19 protein-coding genes and 2 pseudogenes are annotated in these 21,154 nt (G+C 68.6%); 13 read left to right on the forward strand and 8 right to left on the reverse strand.

Features of this window, described 5'->3' with window-relative positions:
- Positions 1-18: 18 nt before the first annotated feature.
- Genes AB0I29_RS05185 through AB0I29_RS05200 form a run of 4 tightly spaced genes read left to right on the forward strand, consistent with a single transcriptional unit; the run spans position 19 to position 3,155 of the window.
- Entirely contained in the window at positions 19-540 is a 522-nt protein-coding gene (locus AB0I29_RS05185) for an amidohydrolase family protein (RefSeq protein WP_357478997.1), read from the forward strand.
- A gap of 4 nt (positions 541-544) precedes the next feature.
- Complete coding sequence (locus AB0I29_RS05190; protein WP_357478834.1) at positions 545-1,516, forward strand: aldo/keto reductase; 972 nt, start codon at positions 545-547, stop codon at positions 1,514-1,516.
- Complete coding sequence (locus tag AB0I29_RS05195; protein ID WP_357478838.1) at positions 1,513-2,364, forward strand: fumarylacetoacetate hydrolase family protein; 852 nt, start codon at positions 1,513-1,515, stop codon at positions 2,362-2,364. Before AB0I29_RS05190 ends, AB0I29_RS05195 begins: the two co-directional genes overlap by 4 nt.
- Entirely contained in the window at positions 2,361-3,155 is a 795-nt protein-coding gene (locus AB0I29_RS05200; protein ID WP_357478841.1) for an SDR family oxidoreductase, read from the forward strand. The genes AB0I29_RS05195 and AB0I29_RS05200 overlap by 4 nt, the downstream gene beginning before the upstream one ends.
- A gap of 77 nt (positions 3,156-3,232) precedes the next feature.
- Here the strand turns inward: AB0I29_RS05200 and AB0I29_RS05205 are convergent, their stop codons facing one another.
- Together AB0I29_RS05205 and AB0I29_RS05210 are read right to left on the reverse strand one after the other, a co-directional pair.
- Positions 3,233-5,584: a carbohydrate-binding protein gene (locus tag AB0I29_RS05205; RefSeq protein WP_357478845.1), complete on the reverse strand. Its 2,352-nt coding sequence runs from the start codon at positions 5,582-5,584 to the stop codon at positions 3,233-3,235.
- 362 nt (positions 5,585-5,946) lie between these two features.
- Positions 5,947-6,285, reverse strand: coding sequence for a tyrosine-type recombinase/integrase (locus AB0I29_RS05210; RefSeq protein ID WP_357479000.1), 339 nt, complete (start codon positions 6,283-6,285; stop codon positions 5,947-5,949).
- 1,342 nt (positions 6,286-7,627) lie between these two features.
- Between AB0I29_RS05210 and AB0I29_RS05215 the strand changes: the two genes are divergently transcribed.
- The 5 genes and pseudogenes from AB0I29_RS05215 (at position 7,628) to AB0I29_RS05235 (ending at position 9,575) form a co-directional block, all read left to right on the forward strand.
- A complete protein-coding gene (locus AB0I29_RS05215) occupies positions 7,628-7,951 on the forward strand; it encodes a hypothetical protein (RefSeq protein WP_357478848.1) in 324 nt (107 codons plus the stop codon).
- 35 nt (positions 7,952-7,986) lie between these two features.
- Complete coding sequence (locus tag AB0I29_RS05220) at positions 7,987-8,382, forward strand: hypothetical protein (RefSeq protein WP_357478850.1); 396 nt, start codon at positions 7,987-7,989, stop codon at positions 8,380-8,382.
- 246 nt (positions 8,383-8,628) lie between these two features.
- Positions 8,629-8,835: a hypothetical protein gene (locus tag AB0I29_RS05225; protein ID WP_357478853.1), complete on the forward strand. Its 207-nt coding sequence runs from the start codon at positions 8,629-8,631 to the stop codon at positions 8,833-8,835.
- Positions 8,836-8,905: 70 nt separating this feature from the next.
- Positions 8,906-9,088, forward strand: a pseudogene (locus AB0I29_RS05230) (alpha/beta hydrolase fold domain-containing protein); the annotation flags it as partial.
- A complete protein-coding gene (locus AB0I29_RS05235) occupies positions 9,057-9,575 on the forward strand; it encodes an alpha/beta hydrolase fold domain-containing protein (RefSeq protein ID WP_285106489.1) in 519 nt (172 codons plus the stop codon). The pseudogene AB0I29_RS05230 and the gene AB0I29_RS05235, both read left to right, overlap by 32 nt.
- 222 nt (positions 9,576-9,797) lie before the next feature.
- Here AB0I29_RS05235 and AB0I29_RS05240 read toward each other — a convergent pair whose 3' ends face one another.
- Positions 9,798-10,250, reverse strand: a complete 453-nt coding sequence (locus tag AB0I29_RS05240; protein ID WP_285106444.1) for an Lrp/AsnC family transcriptional regulator — start codon at positions 10,248-10,250, stop codon at positions 9,798-9,800.
- A gap of 192 nt (positions 10,251-10,442) precedes the next feature.
- Between AB0I29_RS05240 and msrA the strand changes: the two genes are divergently transcribed.
- Positions 10,443-10,958, forward strand: coding sequence for a peptide-methionine (S)-S-oxide reductase MsrA (gene msrA, locus AB0I29_RS05245; RefSeq protein ID WP_285106442.1), 516 nt, complete (start codon positions 10,443-10,445; stop codon positions 10,956-10,958).
- Between the two features lie 78 nt (positions 10,959-11,036).
- Here msrA and smpB read toward each other — a convergent pair.
- Positions 11,037-11,512, reverse strand: a pseudogene (smpB, locus tag AB0I29_RS05250) (SsrA-binding protein SmpB).
- A 143-nt stretch (positions 11,513-11,655) separates the two neighbouring features.
- Here smpB and AB0I29_RS05255 point away from each other — a divergent pair.
- The gene (locus AB0I29_RS05255; protein ID WP_357478859.1) at positions 11,656-12,597 is read left to right on the forward strand and encodes an EamA family transporter; all 942 of its coding nucleotides are present in this window, start codon (positions 11,656-11,658) and stop codon (positions 12,595-12,597) included.
- Here the strand turns inward: AB0I29_RS05255 and AB0I29_RS05260 are convergent.
- Positions 12,557-13,120 carry a helix-turn-helix domain-containing protein gene (locus tag AB0I29_RS05260; protein WP_357478862.1) on the reverse strand — a complete coding sequence of 188 codons (564 nt, stop codon included), beginning with the start codon at positions 13,118-13,120 and terminating at the stop codon, positions 12,557-12,559. The two genes, AB0I29_RS05255 and AB0I29_RS05260, sit on opposite strands and share 41 nt — an antisense overlap.
- Before the next feature lie 81 nt (positions 13,121-13,201).
- On the opposite strand from AB0I29_RS05260, the gene AB0I29_RS05265 reads away from it, so the two are divergent.
- Positions 13,202-14,188 carry an SDR family NAD(P)-dependent oxidoreductase gene (locus AB0I29_RS05265; RefSeq protein ID WP_357478865.1) on the forward strand — a complete coding sequence of 329 codons (987 nt, stop codon included), beginning with the start codon at positions 13,202-13,204 and terminating at the stop codon, positions 14,186-14,188.
- A 306-nt stretch (positions 14,189-14,494) separates the two neighbouring features.
- Here the strand turns inward: AB0I29_RS05265 and AB0I29_RS05270 are convergent, their stop codons facing one another.
- The gene (locus AB0I29_RS05270; protein ID WP_357478868.1) at positions 14,495-15,487 is read right to left on the reverse strand and encodes an NAD(P)H-quinone oxidoreductase; all 993 of its coding nucleotides are present in this window, start codon (positions 15,485-15,487) and stop codon (positions 14,495-14,497) included.
- Between the two features lie 101 nt (positions 15,488-15,588).
- Entirely contained in the window at positions 15,589-16,155 is a 567-nt protein-coding gene (locus tag AB0I29_RS05275; RefSeq protein ID WP_357478871.1) for a hypothetical protein, read from the reverse strand.
- Between the two features lie 214 nt (positions 16,156-16,369).
- Between AB0I29_RS05275 and AB0I29_RS05280 the strand changes: the two genes are divergently transcribed.
- Positions 16,370-19,243 (forward strand): AAA family ATPase, encoded by a 2,874-nt coding sequence (locus AB0I29_RS05280; RefSeq protein ID WP_357478874.1) that lies wholly within the window; start codon positions 16,370-16,372, stop codon positions 19,241-19,243.
- A 476-nt stretch (positions 19,244-19,719) separates the two neighbouring features.
- Here the strand turns inward: AB0I29_RS05280 and AB0I29_RS05285 are convergent, their stop codons facing one another.
- Positions 19,720-21,048 (reverse strand): hypothetical protein, encoded by a 1,329-nt coding sequence (locus AB0I29_RS05285; RefSeq protein WP_357478876.1) that lies wholly within the window; start codon positions 21,046-21,048, stop codon positions 19,720-19,722.
- Between the last annotated feature and the right edge of the window lie 106 nt (positions 21,049-21,154).

Here is a 21,154-nt window from a genome sequence, read left to right on the forward strand (position 1 = left end):
GCGACGGGCTCGACGGCGCTGCTCCGGGGTATCCGGCTCGTCGTCGGGGATGCCAGGGCCTCCGCCCCCGTCTCGGACGCGTTGCGCGCGTCGCTGGCCGCGCTGTACGAAGCCGGTCTGGTGCTGGAGGTGCTCGTGGCCGAAGCCGGGCTCGAGCTCGTCGCGCGGTTGTGCGGGGCGGCACCCGGACTCACGGTCGTCGTCGACCACCTCGGTGGCCCGGAGCCGGCGGGTGACCGGGCGCGATGGCACTGTCGCCTGGCCGTCCTGGCCGAGCACCCTGGCGCGTTCGCGAAGGTCTCGGGTGCGGCCGTGCAGGCCGACGACGTCGACGTGCTGGTGCAGATCGCTCGTGCCGAGCTCGGGGCCGCACGGCTGATGGCCGGCACGGACTGGCCCGTCTCGCTCATCGGTGAGCAGACGTCGCGGCCCTGGCCGCGGATCGCCGCGGCGGTGCGGGAATGGACTGCCGCGGAGCGGTTCGCCCTCTTCGAGGGGACCGCACTGGACGCATACGGACTGACAAGACATCGGGGGTGAGCTGATGAAGACCGTTCCGGTAGGGCCCGGTCGTGTGCCCGTCACCGAGATGGGTCTCGGCACTGCCCAGCTCGGCGACCTCTACGTGCCGCTGGAGCCTGTTGAGGCGGATGCGATCGTCGCGACCGCGTGGGATCACGGCATCCGCTACTTCGACACCGCGCCCCACTACGGTCTCGGGCTGTCCGAGCACAGGCTCGGACGCGCGCTCCGAGGGCGACCGCGTGACGCCTACACGGTCAGCACGAAGGTTGGGCGCCTTGTCTCCGGCTCCGGTCCGGCCGCACGACGCGTGTGGGACTTCGGTGGAGAGGGAGTCGTCCGCTCGATCGTCGCGTCGCTCCGGCGCCTCGACCTGGGGCATGTCGACATCGCACTGGTCCACGACCCTGATGAGCATGCCGACGAGGCGATCGGGCACGCCGTCCCGGCGTTGGAACGCCTGCGCGCGGCCGGGGACGTCGGTGCGATCGGTGTGGGTACCAGTGACGTCCCCACTCTCCTGCGGTTCGTTCGCGAGTGCGACGTCGACGCCGTGATGGTCGCGGGCCGGCTCACGCTTCTCGACCACAGCGCGCTCGACGAGCTCGTGCCCGAGTGCGCGGAGCGTGGCGTCGCGATCTTGAGCGCCGGCGTGTTCAACAGCGGACTGCTCGCGACGGATGTCCCGGACGCGCGATCGCACTTCGAGTACGCCGCGCCGCCCGCGGAGGTTCTCGGACGCGCGCGCGAGCTCGCGCAGATCGCCGCATCCCAGGGGTTCACGCTCCCCGAGGCTGCGGTCGCGTTCGGGCGCCTGCCCGCGCCGCCGGTGGCGTCGGTGGTGCTCGGCGCGGACTCTGCCGCGCAGGTCGCGCGCAACGTCGAGCTGCTTCGAGCGGCCGGTGATGCCGAGGCGCTGCGGTCCGACGTGCTGTTGTCATCGGGTGGTGGCCCGAGCGCCGCCCCCGCCGATCCTGAGAAAGGGAAGACATGAGATTCGGTCGTCTGGGAGCAGTGGGGCGCGAGGTCCCGGTCGTGTACGACAACGATGTGATCAGGGATCTGCGGCCGCTGACGCACGATCTCGACGGCGCGTTCCTCGCAGGGGACGGGATCGGCCGCACCCGCGACGCCCTCGAGCGCGGCGTGCTGCCCGTTCTCGACGGAGCAACTGGCCTGCGGGTCGGCGCGCCCGTCGCGCGACCGAACAAGGTCGTCTGCATCGGGCTCAACTATCGCGACCACGCGGCCGAGAGCGGCGCCGCGATCCCTGTGGAGCCAGTCGTGTTCATGAAGGACCCCATGACCGTGGTGGGCCCCTTCGATGCGGTACGGATCCCACGGGCGTCGGTCAAGACCGACTGGGAGGTCGAGCTCGCGATCGTCGTGGGGTCGACCATCCGTTACGGGGAGACGCGCGAGGAAGCGTTGGCTGCGGTCGCGGGCTACTCGATCTCGCACGACGTGTCCGAGAGGGAGTTCCAGCTCGAACGGGGCGGGCAGTGGGACAAGGGCAAGAGCTGCGAGACGTTCAACCCCCTCGGGCCCTACCTGGTGACCGCCGACGAGGTGGCGGACCCACAAGACCTGCGCCTGCGGCTGTGGGTGAACGGCGAGCCGCGTCAGGACGGGACGACCGCCGACATGATCTTCCCGGTCGCCGACATCCTCGTGCATCTGAGTCAGTACATGGTTCTGTACCCGGGAGATGTCATCAACACGGGGACGCCTGCCGGCGTCGCCCTCGGCATGCCGGACCAGCCCTATCTGAAGGCCGGTGACGTCGTCGACCTGGAGATCACCGGCCTCGGCCACGCGCGACAGACGGCTGTGCCCGCATGAGCGGCGCATCGTTCCCGCCGCACGGTCCCTCTACCGACGGGTCCGAGCTCGCGGGGCTCGTGGCCGTCGTGACCGGCGGTGCGTCCGGCATCGGTCTGGCGACTGTCGGTGAGCTTCTCGCCCGCGGTGCGCGGGTCGCCGTCCTCGACCTGGCCCCGACCGGCCTGCCCGCCGGTGTCCGCGGGTACGCCGCCGACCTCGCTGACCGGGCGGCGGTGCAGGCCGCGATCGTCACCGCGGCGACCGAGATGGGCGGGATCGACATTCTCGTCAACAACGCCGGTATCGGCGCCGTCGGCACGATCGCCGACAACGACGACGTCGAGTGGGCACGCGTGCTCAGCGTCAACGTCACCGGCATCGCGCGGGTCACTTCTGCCGTCCTGCCGTTCCTCCGGGAGTCGGCGCACGCCGCGATCGTGAACATCTCGTCCATCGCGGCCCGCAACGGCATTCCTGGGCGTGCCCTGTACTCCGCGAGCAAGGGAGCGGTGCTCTCCCTCACGCTCGCGATGGCGACCGACCATCTGCCCGACGGGATCCGGGTGAACGCCGTCTGCCCGGGCACCGCGGACACGCCCTGGATCGATCGGCTCCTCACGCACGCGGCAGAACCCGCACAGGAGCGTGCCGCGCTCCGTGCCCGCCAGCCCATCGGCCGGCTGGTCACACCCGAGGAGATCGCCTACGCCGTCGTGCACCTCGCATCGCCGCGCAACGCGTCCACGACCGGAGCCGTGCTCGACGTCGATGGCGGCGTCACGAGCCTGCGTGCCCGGCCGCACGGCTGATCACGCGCCGATACGCCGATATGAACGTGGGGCCGGACGCGACGCGTCCGGCCCCACGTCCATATCGGTCGGCCGTGCTAGTCGGAGGTGACGAAGGCGACCGTGTCGACGTCGCCGACCCCGGGCCCCGTGCCGGTGGCACGAAGGAATACGTCGTGCAGTCCGGCCGTCGGCACGATCGGTGCGTACTGGGCCGAGAAGTTGTCGAACCCGCCGGTCGAGCTGACTCGTAGCGTGCCGATCACCGGACCGGTGGCGGAGTTGATGCGGACCTCGATCGGCTGCCCGCCGTACGGATCATCTGTGGCGATGCCGAGCCGCATCAAGTCGCGGCCGTCACCGAAGTCGACGTCCTCGTACGAGACCCAGTCGCCACCGTCGAAGCTCCCGAAGACCATCCCGCTCGCGCCGGCGCGCGTGCTGACGCCCGAGCTCGCCGCGAACGACTCCGCCTCGACGGTCGCACCGCGCAGCGTCGCTCCCGCGCGCCACCTGGGGGCGCCGTACTGGTAGGCGCCGACGGTGGGCACGGCGTCCGTCGAGCCGTCCGTGTACGGCGGGCGCGCGACGGCGGCGTTGCGGGCCGTCGACGTCGGGCCCACGGTGAAGTCGCGTCCGGCCGGGCTGGTGAACGCGGCCCCGGTGTTCGGGAGGTTGCCGGTGAGCGTGGCGCCGGCAGCGCTGTCGACGTCGCCGAGGTTGTTCGTGACCTCGATGTCGGCGTACGTACCCCCGAAGAGGCTCATCGCCTTGCGATCGGTGCCGCTGGTGTTGTTGATGACCTTCGTGCCCGATGCGTGCCCGCCGTTCGGGTTGATCAGCACGACGCCGTAGGTGGTGCGGTTCCACGTCACGTTGTTCGCGACCACGCCGTTGTACGACTCGAGGTCGAGGTACACACCCGGCGCCGGCCCGTCCGCCGCTGTGGGCGCTGCGTCGTGCATGGTGTTGTGGTCCACGAGGGTGTCGCCGAGATCGACCTTGCAGCACACGTAGACCGCGCCGACGTCGTTTACCCGCCGGCCGTAGTCGCCCATGTCGTTGTACGCGATGTGGTGCCCGGACGCGTTGGTGCCGGCGACCTTGTTGTCGATATTGATGCTGCTGCGACCGGTCCCGATGATGGTGTTGTGCGTGATCGTCTGCGCGCTGCCGAGAAGGTTGATCCCGGCCGCGTAGCTGCCCATGTAGTCGGTGTCGGTGATGAGGTTGTCCAGGACTCTGTTGCGCTCGCCCGTCACGACCACGCCGTTGCCCGCGCTGTACGCGACAGTGCTGTTGCGCAGTGTGTTGTCGTGTCCGTGCAGCTCGATGCCGCTCGTCGTCTCGCCGGCCGTCAGGACATCGCACGGGTCTGGAGGCGTCACCTTGTTCGGATCGATCTCGAGGTCGGCGTACTCGGAGACGTACCGAGCGGTGAGCCCGTCGAGGATCACATGGTGCGTCGTGTCGGACGTACGGATGGTGGTGCCCTTGAGGCCGAGTCCGACGATGTTCACGTACGAGCGGCCGGACAGGTCGAACCCGAGCTCGCGCTGTTTCGCCTCGATGAGCACGTCGGTGGGGTCGCCGCCCGGCACGCGAACGTACAACGTCCCCGACTCCTCGTCGTAGTACCACTCGCGGTCGCGGCCAAGGAGCGCGAGCTTGTCCGACAGCGCGTACAGGTTCACGCGGTTCGGGCTGAGGCCTACGCAGGAGGGCAGCCCGTCGACCGTGACGGATCCTGGTGACGACGCCGTCACCCGTCCGGTCTCGCTGACGAACCAGTTGTGCGACGTCAGCCGCGCGCCGACCCAGTAGCCCTCGGGCTGGGAGAGACCGTCGTCTCCGAGCACGGTCTGAGTGCCCCAGTCCGCGCGGGCGCGAGCGGCGTGTGCCGGGTCGTCGCCGGCATGCGGCCAGGCTGCTTCGGGTGCCATCGTGCCGCCGAGGAAGACCTGGCGGCCGGGAAGATCGGGGGAGAGGGCGACCTCCGCGCGATAGACGACGCCGTCGCTGACAGAGCCGGCGAACTCGGAGCCGGTGAGCGTGGGATCCGCCGCCGCGAGCTCGTCGAGCTCAGCGGTCGTGACGGGCGTCCATCCCTCGACGACGTCCGTCCCGTCGACGACGACGGTGGCGCCGGGGGCTGCCTGGAAGGTGATCGGGTTCTCCTGCGTGCCGTTGCGGCGCGGTGTCACCGTCTCGCGGTAGACACCGCTGCCGATCACGCAGGTGTCACCTGGAGCCGCCACGTCGGCGCACTCCTGGATGGTCCGGAGCGGCCGGTGCGACGTGCCGGGGTTGGCGTCGTCGCCACTCATCCGGACATGCAGTCGTCTGCCCGCCTCGGGCGCCGCCACGGACGTCACGGGCAGGGCTGCGGCGACGAGCAGGATCGTGGTGGTCAGGCCCGCGATGGCGATCGTGCCTGCTCTTCGAATCATCGTCGATTCCAATCGATAGTCGATTAAGTGCCTTGATTGAAGCGTCAGGCATGGCACTTTGTCAACGTCTGTGTGGGTTCGGTTCTCCGGACGATCAAGGGCGCGATCCCGGTTCCGTCAATCTCGCGTCGGACCTTGACGGTGAGGCGTCGGCGTCGGGTCGTCCCGTTCCACCGGCGGGCCGTCGAACTGGAGACGCTGCTGGGGTGGTGCCAGGGCGAAGGCTCACCGCAGGTCCAGCTGCGCGGAACGGGACGGTTCCGGGGCAGGATCTTGGACCTGCACGCGGCAAGCCTGGTCACTTGTCTGGTGGATTGCCGCGAGTCTCGTCGCGAACCTGATGTAGTAAGGCGCTCCTTGTCCTAGCTCGTTTCGAGGATGGTGGCGGTGCGGGCATCGATGCTCGTGTTGGGTTCGATGTAGTGCTTGACCGTGATCTCGGTCGAGGTGTGGCCGAGGAGCTGTGCAGCGACGTCAGCGCCGGCAGCACGTTCGATCGTGGTCGCCACGGTCCGCCGGAAGGAGTGCGGGGTTACCCCGGTGATGCCCGCGGCGGCGAGGACGTCGCGCAGGCGTCGTCGGATGTTGTTGGTCGTCAGGGGCCGGTCACGGGGTTCTTCTCGATCGCCTCGTAGCGGTGCGCCATCCCCAGGGCGAGGTTCAGGCCGACCTTGGCGTGCTTCGCGCGGGAGTAGGACTATGCCGCGAGGGTGCGTAGAAGCGGGTCGACCTTGCTGATCGTGATCTCGCGCAGCACGAAGTGCTCGAACACCGGAAGGACGACCGTGCGTATGTCGCGTTCGTAGAGGTCCTTGGTGCCCTGGTCGGGGTCCAGGTCGGGTCTTCGAGCCAGACCCTCACCAGTTCGGGGAACGGGCTGTGCGGGTGCAGGTCACTGACACTGGCGACGATCCGGATGCGGTGAGCGAGCCTGACCTTCAACTCTTGTTCCGCAACCACAGCTGTGGTGCCGCTGGCTTCGACCGGCCGAAGGACCCCGTCCGGGTCCCGGAACCTCGCTCTCGCGGTCCAGGACCGCGGGCTGTTCTGGGTGGTGTTGATGCTGCCGAACGTCCCGATCGAAATCCGCGACCTACCCATCAGACCTCACCGCCCGGATGGCTGTGGGCACGGTGAGTCGCTGAGGCCTCCAGGGCAGGGGAGTGGACCTGTCCGAAGCTTGCGAACTGACCAACCCGACAGGAGGCGACGGAAGCCGAACCAACCTGGGTGCGGGGGGAGAGCCCACCTGCACCAGAGCGCTCAAAGTGGAGAGTGGTTCAAGTCTCAGAGACCCTTCAGGCCCGGGATTCGTTGGAATCCCGGGCCTGATCTGTCGGGCTGACAGGATTTGAACCTGCGACCGCTTGACCCCCGGAGGAACAGGGACCCCGCGGCTCCCTCGATCCTCTTGATTCCCGGGTGCCCGCCGGAGGCTCGTGCCCTACCGCTTGCCGTTATCCGCTGCCCGCTTGCGGAGACGTTCCCGTGCGATGAGGAACTCGATAGCGAAGGCCACCGGTGCGAGGGCTGTCGCAGGCCAGGTGCCGAGTGTCATGCCGAGGACTCCTTGCAGCACGATCGTGGCTCCGAAGGCGAAGCCCAGTGTGATCAATCGGGGCCGCGCGTTGCCCCCGATAGCAGCTAGACGGCGTGCCCAGCGCCGGTCAGTGATCCAGGCACTGAACGCCGGGATCCCCGAGACCGCTGAGACTGCGGTCAAGACCACAACCCACGACCACGGCAGGCCTCCGACCGCGAAGACCAGGACGAAAGCGACCGCGATTACAAACGTGCCTTGGGGCCGCAGGCGCCTCCAATAGGCCGCGCTTTCCTCCGGGCTCTCGGTGGGGTAGCGGAACGTCATCGGGACCATCCGGCGCCGGTCACTGGCTCGCTCTCACAGCCTGCGGTTTCTGCCAAAGCGGGAGGCTAGCGGATTGGGCCGGTAGGCCGTCGGGGCCCCATCGCGGGGCCTCGCCGGTCGGACGGCCCAGCGCGCCGGAGGCGCGCCTTGAGCCAGTAAAGAAAATCATCCGGAACTTGGACCACTTCGACCGACAGATCCCGATGCTGCGCGCCCTGGTCGACCACCTCTACCCGCGGGTCGAGCTGACCCAGTGGTGGCCTCAGATCGAGCACGTCGCCCAGACCATCGGCCACACACGAGCCGCCGAGAAGCGTGAGCACCTGGACGTCACCTCGGTGCGCAAGATCATGACCGAATACCTGGCCGACCTCATCACCGACCAAGCCCAGTCCGACGCCGACACCAGCGCCGATCGCACGGCTCAGCACCGGTCCGGGGGGACTGATCGCCGATCGATCCGCTCGTACATGCCTGGCTCACCCGGCACGCCGACCTGATCGCCACCCGTCTGGACGCCCTGATCGACGATGCGGTGACCAACCCGCAGCCGTGGATGGAGACCGTCGCCCCGCCGCCCCCGGACGGCCCCGCACGCGGCGACTGGCAGGCGGCGATGCGGCAGGTGGTGGCGTACCGCGACCGCTACCAGGTGACCGACCCAGTAGCCCCACTCGGACAGCGAGTGTCGGAAGGGGAGCGCGGTGACGCATACGCTGCCGCCGCTCGAGCCCTGGAAGCCATCACGACCAACGACGAACTGGGAACCCGACAGCTCGGCCGTCCTGGGCCGCGGCCCCTGGACCGCGTCCTGGTGGTCCTGGCCGACGCACGAGCCCGCGCCGCCCAGATCCGCTCCAACGCTGACGAACGAGCGCGACGCGACGCCGCCGACCGGGAACCCGAGCAGTCCGGCGGCTGGGGCTGGTAGGAATTTCCACAGCGCCGCATCATCCGGAGTCGTTAATAACCAAGGCGCGGAACGCACTCTGACGGCCAGTATCCACAGATTTGTCCCCGTGTTATCCACAGGTTTCGGCCGGTCCGCGCTCCGGGGTCTCCTGTCGGGGACCCGTCGGTATCGTCGCTGCACAGGACCGGCGTCGGCGAGTAACGGCCGCTCGCTGTGGTCGACCGTGATGGATGGGTCCTCCCGGTCGGGCCTGGTGAGCGAAGCGTGACAGGTGGTCGTGCCGTCCTGATCGGCCCGCGCACGCCCGAGCAGCTGAACGATCTGCTCACCAGCGCCGACGTCGTCCTGGACGCTCCCATCCTGGATCGCATCGACGAGATCGCCGAACCCGGCAGCGACATCAACCCTGCCGACAACTTCGACGCAGTCATACCCGCGCTCGCCGACAAGCACTTGCGCCGCTGGCGCTGACCGCCGTACCGAAAAGGATACCCATCATGGCACCACACAACCCGATCCCTGACGCCGTGACTTCGACAATCATCAAGGCCTGACCCGAGACCTCGTCATCGCGACCGGCTTCGCGGTGGTGTTCGTCGAGTACACCCCGATCCCCGAGGCGATCTACCCCACCCAGCTGCGGCAGAGCTTCGCCGCACTGCAGTGGATCGGACGGAACGGCGCTGCCGGGACTGGACGCGTCGAAGATCGCCGTCGCCGGTAACAGCGTCGGCGGCGACCTCACTGCTGCCCTGACCCTGTACGCGAAGGACCACCCAGGAGCGGAAGCACCGGCGGTCAGCGTGCAGCTGCTGCTGTTCCCGGCGCTGGACTCCGACGTCGAGAGCCAGTCGTACCAGGACTATGCAGAGGGGCGGTTCCTCGCTCGGGACTTCATGAAGTTCGGCTGGGACACGTACACACCCACCGACGAAACGCGGAACGACATCTATGCGGCACCGCTGAAGGCGAGCGTCGCCGAGCTGACAGGCCTGCCTGCAACCGTGATCCTGACCGCGGAGAACGACCCGTTGCGAGACGAAGGCATCGCATACGGCCGCAAGCTCGGCGAGGCAGGAGTCGAGGTCGTCAGCATCGAGTACATCGGTTTGATCCATGACTGGATGCTCCTGAACCCGATCCAAGGTGTCCCGTCGGTCCAGGCATCCTTCCGTCACGCCGCGGCAGAGCTTGTGCACCACCTGAGCTGACCGGGTCACCGCGCCCCTGGCGGCAGGTTTCCCCTCCCATGCCGGGCACCAACGGCGAGCGAGGTGCGACGTCCGGGGAGACTGTCCTCATTTCTGACGCCGCGCGGGGCGGTCGGCGGAGACGAAGGCGCCGGTCGTGAGGTGGAGATGTCAAGTAACCACTTCACGACCTGTCGGTCTCGAAGAATGTGGCGGGGTCAACGCCGTCGACACCCACGCCGATCAGTGGCTGGGGCGGGGGACAGGGCTCCACCGTTTGGGTGAGGAGAACACCAGCGAGGTCATCGGGCGTCCGTTGTCGTTGAGCCTGTCGATGAAGGGCTCGAGGTCGCTGAGACTTTCCGCGACGACGCGGAGGATGTGGTCGCTCTGGCCGGCGACGCGATGGTCCTCGAGCACGCGCGGTTCAGCGGTTGCCTGCGCGGCGATCGTGTAGGACTGCTTCCGTCCCGCACTGGCGATGTGGACGAACCCCTCCACCCCATACCCGACCGAGGCCGGGTCGACGCGGGCGCTGTAACCGAGGATCACGCCGCTTCCCTCCAGCCTGCGGACCCGGTTCGCGACCGCCGGGGGCGTCAGACCGACCTGGCGGCCGAGCTCGCGGTACCCGATGCGCGCGTCCTGCTGCAGCGCGGTGAGGATCTGCCAGTCGATGTCATCCAGTTCAATCATGCCCGCACCCTAGGGTCAGAGAGGCACAATGTAAAGTATCTCGCGCCCAACACTTTCCATCCTGTCTTTGCCCGGCGCGCCGCGCGTCCTATCGTCGTGTCTACGGCCGACCTGGTGCACTGCCTGGCTTGCCGGCTCGATCGTTGAGCGCGCTGGAGTGGTGCCGAGACGGAGGAAGGAATGGAGAGAGAAGTGAAGACAGAGACAGCGATTCTTGCTGGTGGCTGCTACTGGGGGCTGCAGGAGCTGCTGCGTCGGCAGCCGGGTGTCCTCTCGACCACCGTCGGATACATCGGTGGTGACATCGAGAACCCGATCGGGTACGACATCGGAACGCACGCGGAGTCGGTAGAGGTCGTGTTCGATCCGGTGGTGACGAGCTTCCGGGAGCTGCTGGAGTTCTTCTTCCGGGTGCACGACCCGTCGACGCGCAACCGCCAGGGCGGGGATGTCGGCGTGAACGTGCGCTCGGGCATCTTCTACACCAGCGAGGAGCAGCGTCGGATCGCCGAGGACACGATCAGTGAGGTCGATGCGTCGGGCAGGTGGCCGGGCAAGGTGACCACAGAGGTCACGGCGGCCACCCGGTTCTGGCCGGCCGAGGACGAGCAGCAGGACTATCTGCAGCGTTACCCCGGCGGATATCAGTGCCAGTACGTGCGACCCGAGTGGACCTTGCCGGAGAGGCCGGACGCTGCGGCCGCCTGACCGCAGAACGAGGAAGCCTGCCAGCGGCTACGGTCACTGGCAGGCTTCCTGTGTCAACGCTCGGAATCACGGCGTGGATCAGCGTGCGGCGCGGCGGTGAGCCGTCAGAGCCCGTTGCGCTTCACGGGCGTCTTCGCGCTCCCGATCGGCCTGCCGCTGTCGAACTCTCGCCGGCCCTTCGCGACGGCGAGCTCCACCTTCGCCCGCCCGTCACTGAAGTAGACCGAGAGCGGGATCAGGGCGTACCCGCGCCGGCTGATCTGAGCATCGATCTTCAGGATCTGCTTCTTGTGCAGGAGCAGCTTCCGCGGTCGGCGTGGGGAGTGGTTGCTCCATGCGCCCTCGGTGTACTCGGGAATGTGCACCGCATCCAGCCAGGCCTCTGCTGCGCTGATGAATCCGTGCGCGTTCGACAGCGAGATCCGGCCCTGCCGCAGCGACTTCACCTCCGTGCCGGTCAGCACCAGCCCTGCCTCATAGGTGGACTCGATCAGGTAGTCGTGCCGTGCGCGCCGGTTGGTCGCCACGACCTTCCGCCCTCGTTCTCCCGGCACAACCAACTCCTATCTGTTGTCGCAGTTCCCACGCAACATTAGTAGCGTCGATGCCGCCAGTACATGCACATTGTTAAGTCTGAGTGCTCTTGCACTTGTCATAGTGTGTTCACGACGGGGGGTGGCGTCGTTATCGTCGCAGCATGGTCCTGAACACTCGCAGCCTTGCCCGCTCCGACCGGCGATCGAAGCCCCCCGGCTGGCTGCTCTTCGTCGTGGTGTCGGTGCTGTGGGGGATTCCCTACCTGTTCAACGACATCGCGCTGCGGGAGATCGGCCCGCTCTGGATCGCGGCGGGCCGCACGATCATCGCCGGCCTCGTCCTGGGGCCCGTGCTGCTTCGAGGCGGACGCTGGCGCCTCCTCATCACACGGTGGAGGGCATTGCTTCTCGTCGCGATCGTCGAGGTCGTGCTGCCGGTCAGCCTGATCACATTCGGCCAGGAAGACGTGCCATCCGGGACGGCCGGGGTCCTGATCGCCCTCGAGCCGATCTTCGTCGCCGTGATCACTCTGATCCTCGTGCGCGACCACGGCCTGCCTCTCACGGGCTGGTTGGGACTGGTGATCGGAATCACGGGCGTGGGCGTCCTCCTCGGCATTGAACTCACAGGCCCGTCTGCGCTGCTGATCGTCGGCGCCGCCCTCAGCTACGCCGTCGGCGCCGTCCTGATCTCCCGCCTCTTCGCCGATGCCGACTCGCTCACGACTACCGCGGCGATGATCCTCATCGCTGCACCGATCCTGGTGGCTCTCGCCCTCGTCGCGGAGCCCGTTACCGTGCCCACGCCGACGACCTGGGTCGCCCTGCTGGTGCTCGGATCGGCGTGCAGTGCGGCCGGGTTCACCACGTTCTTCGCGCTCATCAGGCGTTCCGGTCCGACCATCGCGTCGTTGACCACCTACGCATCCCCGATCATCGCGCTGCTGGCCGGCTTCCTCGTCCTCGGCGAGAGCATCACCCTGCTGCAGGCTCTCAGCAGCGCCCTGATCCTTCTCGGCGCCGCCCTCGTCCTGCGCAAGAAGAGGCCGACTGCGGCGCCCGCTAGAGACGGGTCGCGACGAGCCCATCGATCAGAAGGGTGATGAGCCGGGAGGCGAGCTCGCGCTGGTGCTCATGTCCGCTGATCAATGTGATCCCTCCCAAACCCATGAGCGTGTCGCTGGCGTCTGCATCAGCCCGAATCGCGCCGGCGCTGACCCCCGCGTTCAGGAGCTCGGCGACGGCGCGGACGAGGGCGTCGCGGCTGTGCGCACGCAGCCCCTCCTGCGACGCGAGGATCGCCGGCAGCGCGTCGGCCATGCCCTGCTTGGTGAGCATGTAATCCACGAACTGCTCCATCCACGCCCGCAGCGCCGGCACCGGCTGAAGCTGTGCGAGAAGAGCGCCCGCGGAGGTGTGCAAGCGGTCGGTCTCCTGCCGGTACGTGGCCTCGATCAGATCGTCACGAGTGGGGAAACGGCGGTACAGGGTGCCGATGCCGACGCCGGCCTCGGCGGCGATCGCCTTGAGCGACGTGTCCGCCCCGTCACGCGCAAAGCTGCGGGCGGCGACCTCCAGAATGCGCTCGTAGTTGGCCTGGGCATCGGCGCGAAGTGTGCGAGCCATCGGTTCCTCCCTTGCATCCGGACGCGGCTCCGCTTACGATCGATGCATAAGCGGACGCGGCTCCGCTTCAGCATATCGCGAGTGCCACACGGTTCGGCACACTCTCCGCCGCAGGAAGAACAGAACACCATGTCAGAGCGCATCACGACGCCATACGGCGCCACGTCCACCGCCGCCGAGGTCATCGCCGGCGTCGACCTGACCGGCAAGCGTGCCCTCGTCACCGGTGCGGCCGGGGGCCTCGGGTACGAGACCGCCCGGGCCCTCTCCTCGGCAGGCGCCGAGGTCACCATCGCCGCGCGCAACCTCGATGCGGCCACCCGTGCTGCGCAGGAGATCCAGACCGGCACCGGAACGCCGGTGCACGCTGCACGACTCGATCTCGCCGACCTCGACTCGGTACGCGAGTTCGTCGCCGGTTGGAGCGGACCTCTGCACATCCTTGTGAACAACGCCGGCGTGATGGCCACCCCCGAGCAGCGCACGGTCGACGGCCACGAGCTTCAGTTCGCCACCAACCACCTCGGCCACTTCGCACTCGCCGTCGGACTGCACGGGGCGCTGGCCGCCGCCGGCGGCGCCCGTGTGGTCGTCCTCAGCTCGGTCGGGCACGTCAACGGCCCGGTCCGCTTCGACGACTACGACTTCACCACCGGCCCGTACGATCCGTGGCTCGCCTATGCGCAGTCCAAGACCGCGAACATCCTCTTCGCCATCGAGGCCGCCAAGCGGTGGGCCGAGGACGGGATCACCGTGAACGCGTTGAACCCTGGCCGGATCTGGGGCACCAACCTCGGCCGCCACATCGACACGCCCCCGCAGAGCTTTGATCCGAAGGGCTCGACCGGTGTGTCCGAGAAGAACGTCGAGCAAGGCGCCGCAACCTCTGTCCTGCTGGCTGCCTCGCCGGTCGTCGAAGGGGTCACCGGTAGGTACTTCGAGGACTGCCAAGAGGCGGAACCATTCACGCCAGGGGTCCGTCGTGGCGTCGCCGAGTACGCGCTCGACGCCCACAACGCCCGTCGCCTCTGGGACCTGTCCATCGAGCTGACCAGAGCGGGCGATTGACCGCCTGACCGGAGGGCGCGCGCGTTCATCGCCGGTGGTGAGTCCGGCTCGGGCCGGTCCGCCGCCCCTCGCCGGTCGTCAGGTCGTTCCCGGCGCCGTCGGACGCGGGCGCGCCGGCCATGGTCTCGCGTTTCAGCGTGGGGGAGGGCGAAGGCTGCAGCTCGCCAGTACCCTGGATCCGCGCCGGGTGCCCACCTCGTGCAGTGGCGAACACACTTCCATCCGGAGACTCGCCGCTCCCGCTGGCTCGGCCGGTGGCCAGGACAAGCCGACGGCGGACGCGGCACCCTTCCCGGCACGGGCTCCTCATCGCGGCCGATGGCCGCTGGGCTCGAGGATGACCTTGCCGACCGTCCGTCCGGACTCGAGCAGCTCGTGGGCGCGGTTGGCCTGTTCCATCGGGAAGACGGTGTCGACGACGGCGCGGATGGCACCGGCTTCGACGAGCGGGATGACATCGCGGGTCACACCGGCGACGATGGCGGCCTTCTGGTGCGCGGGGCGGCCTCGCAGGAGCGTCGCTGAGATGCTGGCGCGTCGCGCCATGAGCTCCCACAGGTCGAAGGCGACCGGTCCGGACCCGGAGATGACGACCAGGTGCCCGTCCGGCGCGAGGCACTCCACGTTGCGCCGCAGGTAGGTCGCGCCGACGATGTCGAGGATGGCGTCGACTCCTTCGCCTCCCGTCGCGTCGAGCGCCGCGGTGACGAAGTCGTCGGTGCGGTAGTTGACCGCCTCGACGGCCCCGAGCGCGATCGCAGCCCGGGTCTTTTCTGTGCTCCCTGCTGTGGTGATGACGCGAGCGCCGATCGCCGTCGCCCATTGGATCGCGAACGAGCCGACACCGCCGCTGGCTCCGTGGATCAGGACCGTCTGACCGGCGGTGAGGCCGACGGTCATGGCGAGGTTGGAGTAGACGGTGCAGGCGGCCTCGGGCAGTGCTGCTGCTTCGATCAGGGTGAGGCCTCGGGGGACCGGCATCACCTGCGCGGCGGGTGCGATCACCTCTTCCGCGTAGGCGCCTCCCGCGACCAGTGCGCAGACCTGATCACCCGGCTGCCAGGTGGTCACGTCGCGCCCGACGGCCGTGATGGTCCCCGCGCACTCGAGGCCGAGTCCGGGAGGAGCACCAGGGGGTACCTGGAACTGGCCTCGGCGTTCGAGGAGGTCGGCGTTGTTCACGCCCGCTGCCGCGACCTCGATCCGTACCTCGGCCGGCCCGGGTTCTGGTTGTTCCACCTGCACCATGCGCAGAACGTCCGGGCCTCCGGGGCGATCGAACCGTATGGCTGAAGACATCTATGCGCTTCCTTCCACAGGCGTCGGTGACCGGAGGGGCTTGTGGCTCCCCTCCGGTCACCTGGCTACCTGGTGCTCGTCAGGGGGTCTTGCGGCGTGGCTCAGGCCTCGCTCGGGGCTTCGGCAGCGCGCGCCTTCGCGAAGTTCGCGATGCTCTGCGCATAGTGCGGGGTCTCGAGCAGGCAGTGCTCACCGGAAGCGTGCTGACGAGCAGCGGCAGCGTCCTCGAACGTCTGACCGTTCTGGATGATGAACTTCAGGAAGTCCTCGGTCGGGTGCGACGTGACGGTGTTCACGTACCGGAGCTGGTCGCCCTCGAGCTGCTCGATCCTGAGCTCCCAGATGACCTGCGTCGTGGTCCAGCCAGCCGCCGAGTACACGTCGGACAGCGACACCATCTTGCAGTAGTGCGGTCCCGCCACCTCGTAGCGGTACTGCTGGATGACCAGCCCGGTGCCGATCATCTCGACGTTGATCGACATCGGGGTGCCGTCGTCGTCCACCGTGTAGCCGGCGGCCTTGTGGTCGCCGGGCGCACAACGCTGGTACTCGTGGGTCGGCAGGGTCTTCAGCCACTGCTCGATGTCGACGTGCTCGAACGGGGCGGTCACATCAGCGGTGACCACGGCGTGGGACAGCACGAGGTCTTCGCGGACAACAACACTCATCGGACTCTTCCTTCCAGTTGTGCCGGATCTCCGGCGCGGATGCGTGACCGAGGCCACGTCATCGGGTGTGAGACCCGCATGAGGAAAGTAGTTTCGCGACGACGGCTCCCACATCCCCCGTCCTGAGAGCTCACCTCGCATGCCCGGCGCGGATGGTGCGAGCGATGTCACCGGCGGGGCACTCGCACGCGTGCCGTGCCGTATCTTTGACAGGGTGCTGGCTGACGGCGGACGGGCGCGCCGAATCGGCCACGACGCGTTATCTGGGAACTGGGCCGGCCGGTACCGTGTGCCCATCCGCGGCCGACGGCACGAGGCCGACGGGATCGAGCACGGGTTCGAGGCAGCCGTTTCGGGCAAGCGCGCTGTCACCGTGCTCTCCGGGGACCCAGGCATCGGCAAGACCCGCCTGCTCCAGCATGCCCTCGAGCTCGCGGACGGCCGCGGCTGGCCGACTGTGGTCGTCGCACCGGACATCGACTCCGCCATGACGCCGCTCGGCGCCCTCATCGAGGCCGTGTCCCGCACCGATCCGCCACTCGTGGCGACGAGCGACCTGGCATCCGTCATGCAGGGCGTCGCCCCCCAGTACTGGCTGACACGAATGATCGCCGAGAAACTGGAAGTGGCCGCCAGTCGGTCGGGAGTGCTCGTCGTCGTCGACGATCTGCAGTGGCTCGACGCGGGCTCGCTCGGAGCTCTCGCGGCCCTCATCCGTGACCTCCAGGGCGTTCCGATCTGCTGGCTGCTGGCTACCCGTACCGGGGTCTACAGCACCGCCCATCAACGCTTCATGTCCCAGATCGCCGACGTGGGCTCGATCGTCGAGCTGCAACCCCTCGACCCGGCGGCCGTGGACGCGATGGCGCGCGATGCCCTCGGCCGGGCACCGGGGCCTGGGGTGGAGAACGCGATGAAGCGAGCGGCAGGATTCCCGCTGCTTGTCCTCGAGCTCCTGCAGGGGCTGCAGGAGGAAGGGCTGCTGCGGTCAGGGCGCGGCATGGTCGATGTTGACGACGAGACGATCCCTGCTCGCTTCGGAACCTCGATCCGCGACCGCCTGCGCCACCTGAGCCACGACGCTCTGCGGGTAGCCCAGGTGGGGTCTCTCTACGGGCGAGACTTCCCGCTCAGCGGCGTACTGGAGATCCTCGGCCGGACCGCGACCGAGGCGGCACCTGCTGTTCAAGAACTTCTTGACCTCGGCTTCATCGTCGACCGCGGCAGCTCGTTCGCGTTCCGCCACGACACCGTGCAGTCGGCAGCCAGGGACAGCCTTTCCCCCACACTGCGCCGCGCGATGGCACGGGAGGTGCTGCACAGTCGCCTCCGTGCGGGAGAGGGTGTCGCCACCCTCGCGACAACGATCGTGTCAGTGGTCGAGGCCGGCGACGACGATTCCATCGACCTGCTCTTCGCCGCGGCGAGACAGCTCTCCAGCACCGACATGCGCGGCGCGGCCGACCTCGTCATTCTCGGTGCGCGGCTGACCAGCGGGAACCGGAGCCACGCCGAGCAGGTCGCAAACCTGCTGCCACTCGTCCTTGCCGGCGGTCTCGTCGAGGACGCCATGGAGATCATCCGCACGCTGCGGCCGCTCCTGAGCGCGGACGCACGTGCTCGCGTCGGCCTGGCTCTGGCACGCCAGCTCACCGAGTCGAGCTTCGAACAGGCGATCGTTGAGACCTCGGCCGCCTTGGAGATCCCGGGCCTCTCCGATGAGACAAAGGTCCAGCTGCTCGCTGTCCGTGCCCTCAACTTCGCCAACAAGGCCGACTGCGGCGGGACCCGCACCAGTCTGGAACAGGGGCGAGCGGTCGCCGACGACGACCGGGACGGGCTCGCGCTGGCCACGATCGACGCGACCGAGTCAGTCCTGGTCTTCTACGAGAACCACTTCGACCGGGCCGAGAAGCTGCAGCGGCACGCTCTCGCACGGATAGCGCGAACAGGTACTCTCGCAGGTCTATGGCTGCCGGAGGGTCTGTGGCTCCCGTTCATGCGGAACAGCACCGGTCACTGCGAGGAGGCTCTTCGCCTGACCGAGGACGGCCTGGCCGAGACGCGGACGGCGAAGAACGTGATCGCCGAGGCGTACTGGATGATGCTTCGCACACGCATCCTCCACGATCTTGGCCGGCTCGAAGAGGCTCGCACACAAGCAGAGACAGTTGTGGACCTCGCAGCGAGACTCGGGCTCGGCGACTTCACCAACGCGACCGCCGGCGTCGTGCTCCACCGAATCTCCCTGCGGACCGGCGACGTCGAGCTCCGGGACACCATCCGTCCACTCATCCAGCAGCTCGCTGACGGGGCGGGGCTCACCAAGACCGGCCGATGGAGCCTGGCTCTGGAAGCCATGGACCGGGGGCGGCCACACGACGCCTACCAACACGCTGGCCTGGCGCTGGCGTCGCTACGCGAGGCAAGCCCGTCGATGACGACCCCGGCAGACTTCGCGGACGACATCATGCTGGCCCTCATCTGTCATCGGGTGGATGAGCGTCCCTCGCTGGATCTCGTGGCAGCCGTGGCCCAGGAACGAGCCGATCTCAACCCCGAGAGCTCTCTGGTTCGCGCCGTGGCTACCGCGACGCGTGGCATCCGGGACCGTTCGTCTGCCGACCTCAGGGCCGCAGCTGACTTGCTCGGCACCGTGCGCCGCCCACTCGTGACAGCTCAGGTGCTGGAGGCCGCCGGGATGTTCTCCCTCGACCGAGAGGCCGCCACGAACGCGCTCACAGAAGCCATGCGACTTTTCGACGACCACGGCGCGACCCGCGACGCAAGCAGGATCCTGCACTCCCTGCGCAGTCGAGGAGTCCACAGGCGGCTGAGATCCACGAGCAGGGACGCTTCGGGGTTGTCATCTCGTGAACACCAGGTCGCGCAGCGTATCTACGCCGGGCTCACGACCCAGCAGATAGCCGACGATCTGTTGTTGTCGCCACACACAGTCGTCACGTACATCCGCCATATCTACGCCAAATGGGGCGTGAACTCTCGACGCGAGGTCGCCGAGCACTTTCTCCGGCTCTCGGATCGTTCCGTCCCCGGCCGAGATCCGGGTAGTCAGTCCTTGGGCTGACGCCGCCGCGAGGATCGACTCGCCCCCGACGACGTGTGCGAAGCATTCGGTGCGTCCAGCCGTGCAGACAGGCGCGCGTGAGGCTCTCACGGTTCACCTTGTAGAACTTCGCCGCCAGAACCTTGAGTCCCCAGTGCGCGACAAGAAACCTGCGCAGTACGTGCGGGGTATCGAAGGTGCGGGAGGCGAGGCTCCGGCGGGGTGACTGTTGGCTCAGGCCAGCGCTTCGGGGGTCGGTCCCAGTCGCGGGTGTGATGTCGGGCCGGCGGTCCTCGTAGTCGCTCGACAGCAGCGAAGACGAGCTGATCATGTCGGCGGTAGCCACGTTGCAGACCATGGGCACGTTCCACACGGCACTGTGACATCCCGCCGTGGTTCGATTGCATCCTCTCGGCGGGGGAGCGGTACGCCGCCCTGATTCCCCCGCAGCGCTCGGCCGAAGGGCGAACTAGCAGGTCAGGGCAACAATGCGCAGTTCAACGTCTGAAGTCGAGTACGTCATCGGCGACCGCAAGGACCGGCCAGACGTTGCCGTCGGCGTCCCGGAGCTCGTAGGCCGGGAGCAGCAGCACCGCGCCGTCCGGCATGGACTGCTGCGCCACACCGAGACGGCCCGACGTGATCGTCACGTCAGTCACCGGCCAGGCGATCTGGGCGCCCGGGGTCGGGGTGGGGGGCACCGTCGGGTTCGGGGCGGGCATCATGTCGCTGCTGGCCGTGTCACCCTCCTGTGCGGTGCGGGCGTCCGCCGCCTGCGCGATCATGCCGCCCGAGGCGCCGAACCGCGGGTCACCCAGGCGCTCCACGGCCTCGGTCTCGCTCACCACCGGGTACTGGCCGAGCGAGATCGTCTCGGCGAGGAAGCCGTACAGGTTCGCGATGCCGGACGCCGACACCGACGCGCTCCATGACAGCCCCGTGCGCTGCCCCTCGACCACCTGCCACGCCGTGACGTAGCGCCACGGGTCGCCTTCATTCGACTCGCCCGCCTCCAGCTCGAAGCCCGCAGGGTCGACGCCGAGGCGGTCCATCACGTCCCGCAGCGCGGCGACGGCGTCGCCCATCGCCGGGGCCGCGTCGGGCGTCACGGTCGGGCAGTCCGGGGCCGGGAGGATCTCCGGGCTGTCGGTGTCTGCCTCGCCGGTCGTACCCGGCTCGGCCGTGCCCAGGGAGACCGGGCAGGACCACGGGTCGCGCGCCGGGTCGTAGAAGTCGAAGCTCCCCGAGCCGTCCGCGTAGACGTGGACCGTCGGGCCGTTGCCGTCGGCCGGGCCGACCACCCAGGAACCACCCTCCTGGCGCGGCTCCCCGGAGGCACCGAGCGTGTCGCCCACACGGCGCGCCGTCTCGGCCGACAGGACTCCGGCGGGGTCGAGGCCGAACGCCTCGGCCTCCGAGCCCGACGTCGACAGGCCGTCACCCGCGTGGAACACGGTGCGGCCCCAGAAGCCGTACGGGTACGACGACTTCTGGTCGGCACTCTCGGCCGCCATACCCGTGTCCGTTGCTGCCATCGGTCCGGGCGCTGGCTCGGCGCCGCGCGAGTCCGCCGCACCGACCGGGGCGTTCAGCATGATCGGCGCCTCGGCCGTGCTCTCGCTCACGCCGTCGGGGCCACCGGCCCCCACGGCGCCCGCCAGGTACCCGCCGCCCCCGACGGCGACGAGGGCCACCGCGGCGGCCGCACCGAGCCATCCGGTCCGACGCCGGGCGCGCCACGCGGCGGCAGGCAGCTCGAACGCCTCGTCCTGGCCTGGTACGTCCTTGCCCTGTACGCCGGGGTCGCCGTTCTCGTTGGTGTTCATCGTGGTCCTCCGTGCTGAACGTGTGGGCCGGGGCGGTCCCACACCCGTCATGTGTGCCGTGCGGGCCTGCTCTTGCGGGTTCCCGCGGTTGCGGGCGGCCCGTCCT

Origin of the sequence: Promicromonospora sp. NPDC050262 (assembly GCF_040655935.1) — a bacterium.
GTDB lineage: Bacteria > Actinomycetota > Actinomycetes > Actinomycetales > Cellulomonadaceae > Promicromonospora.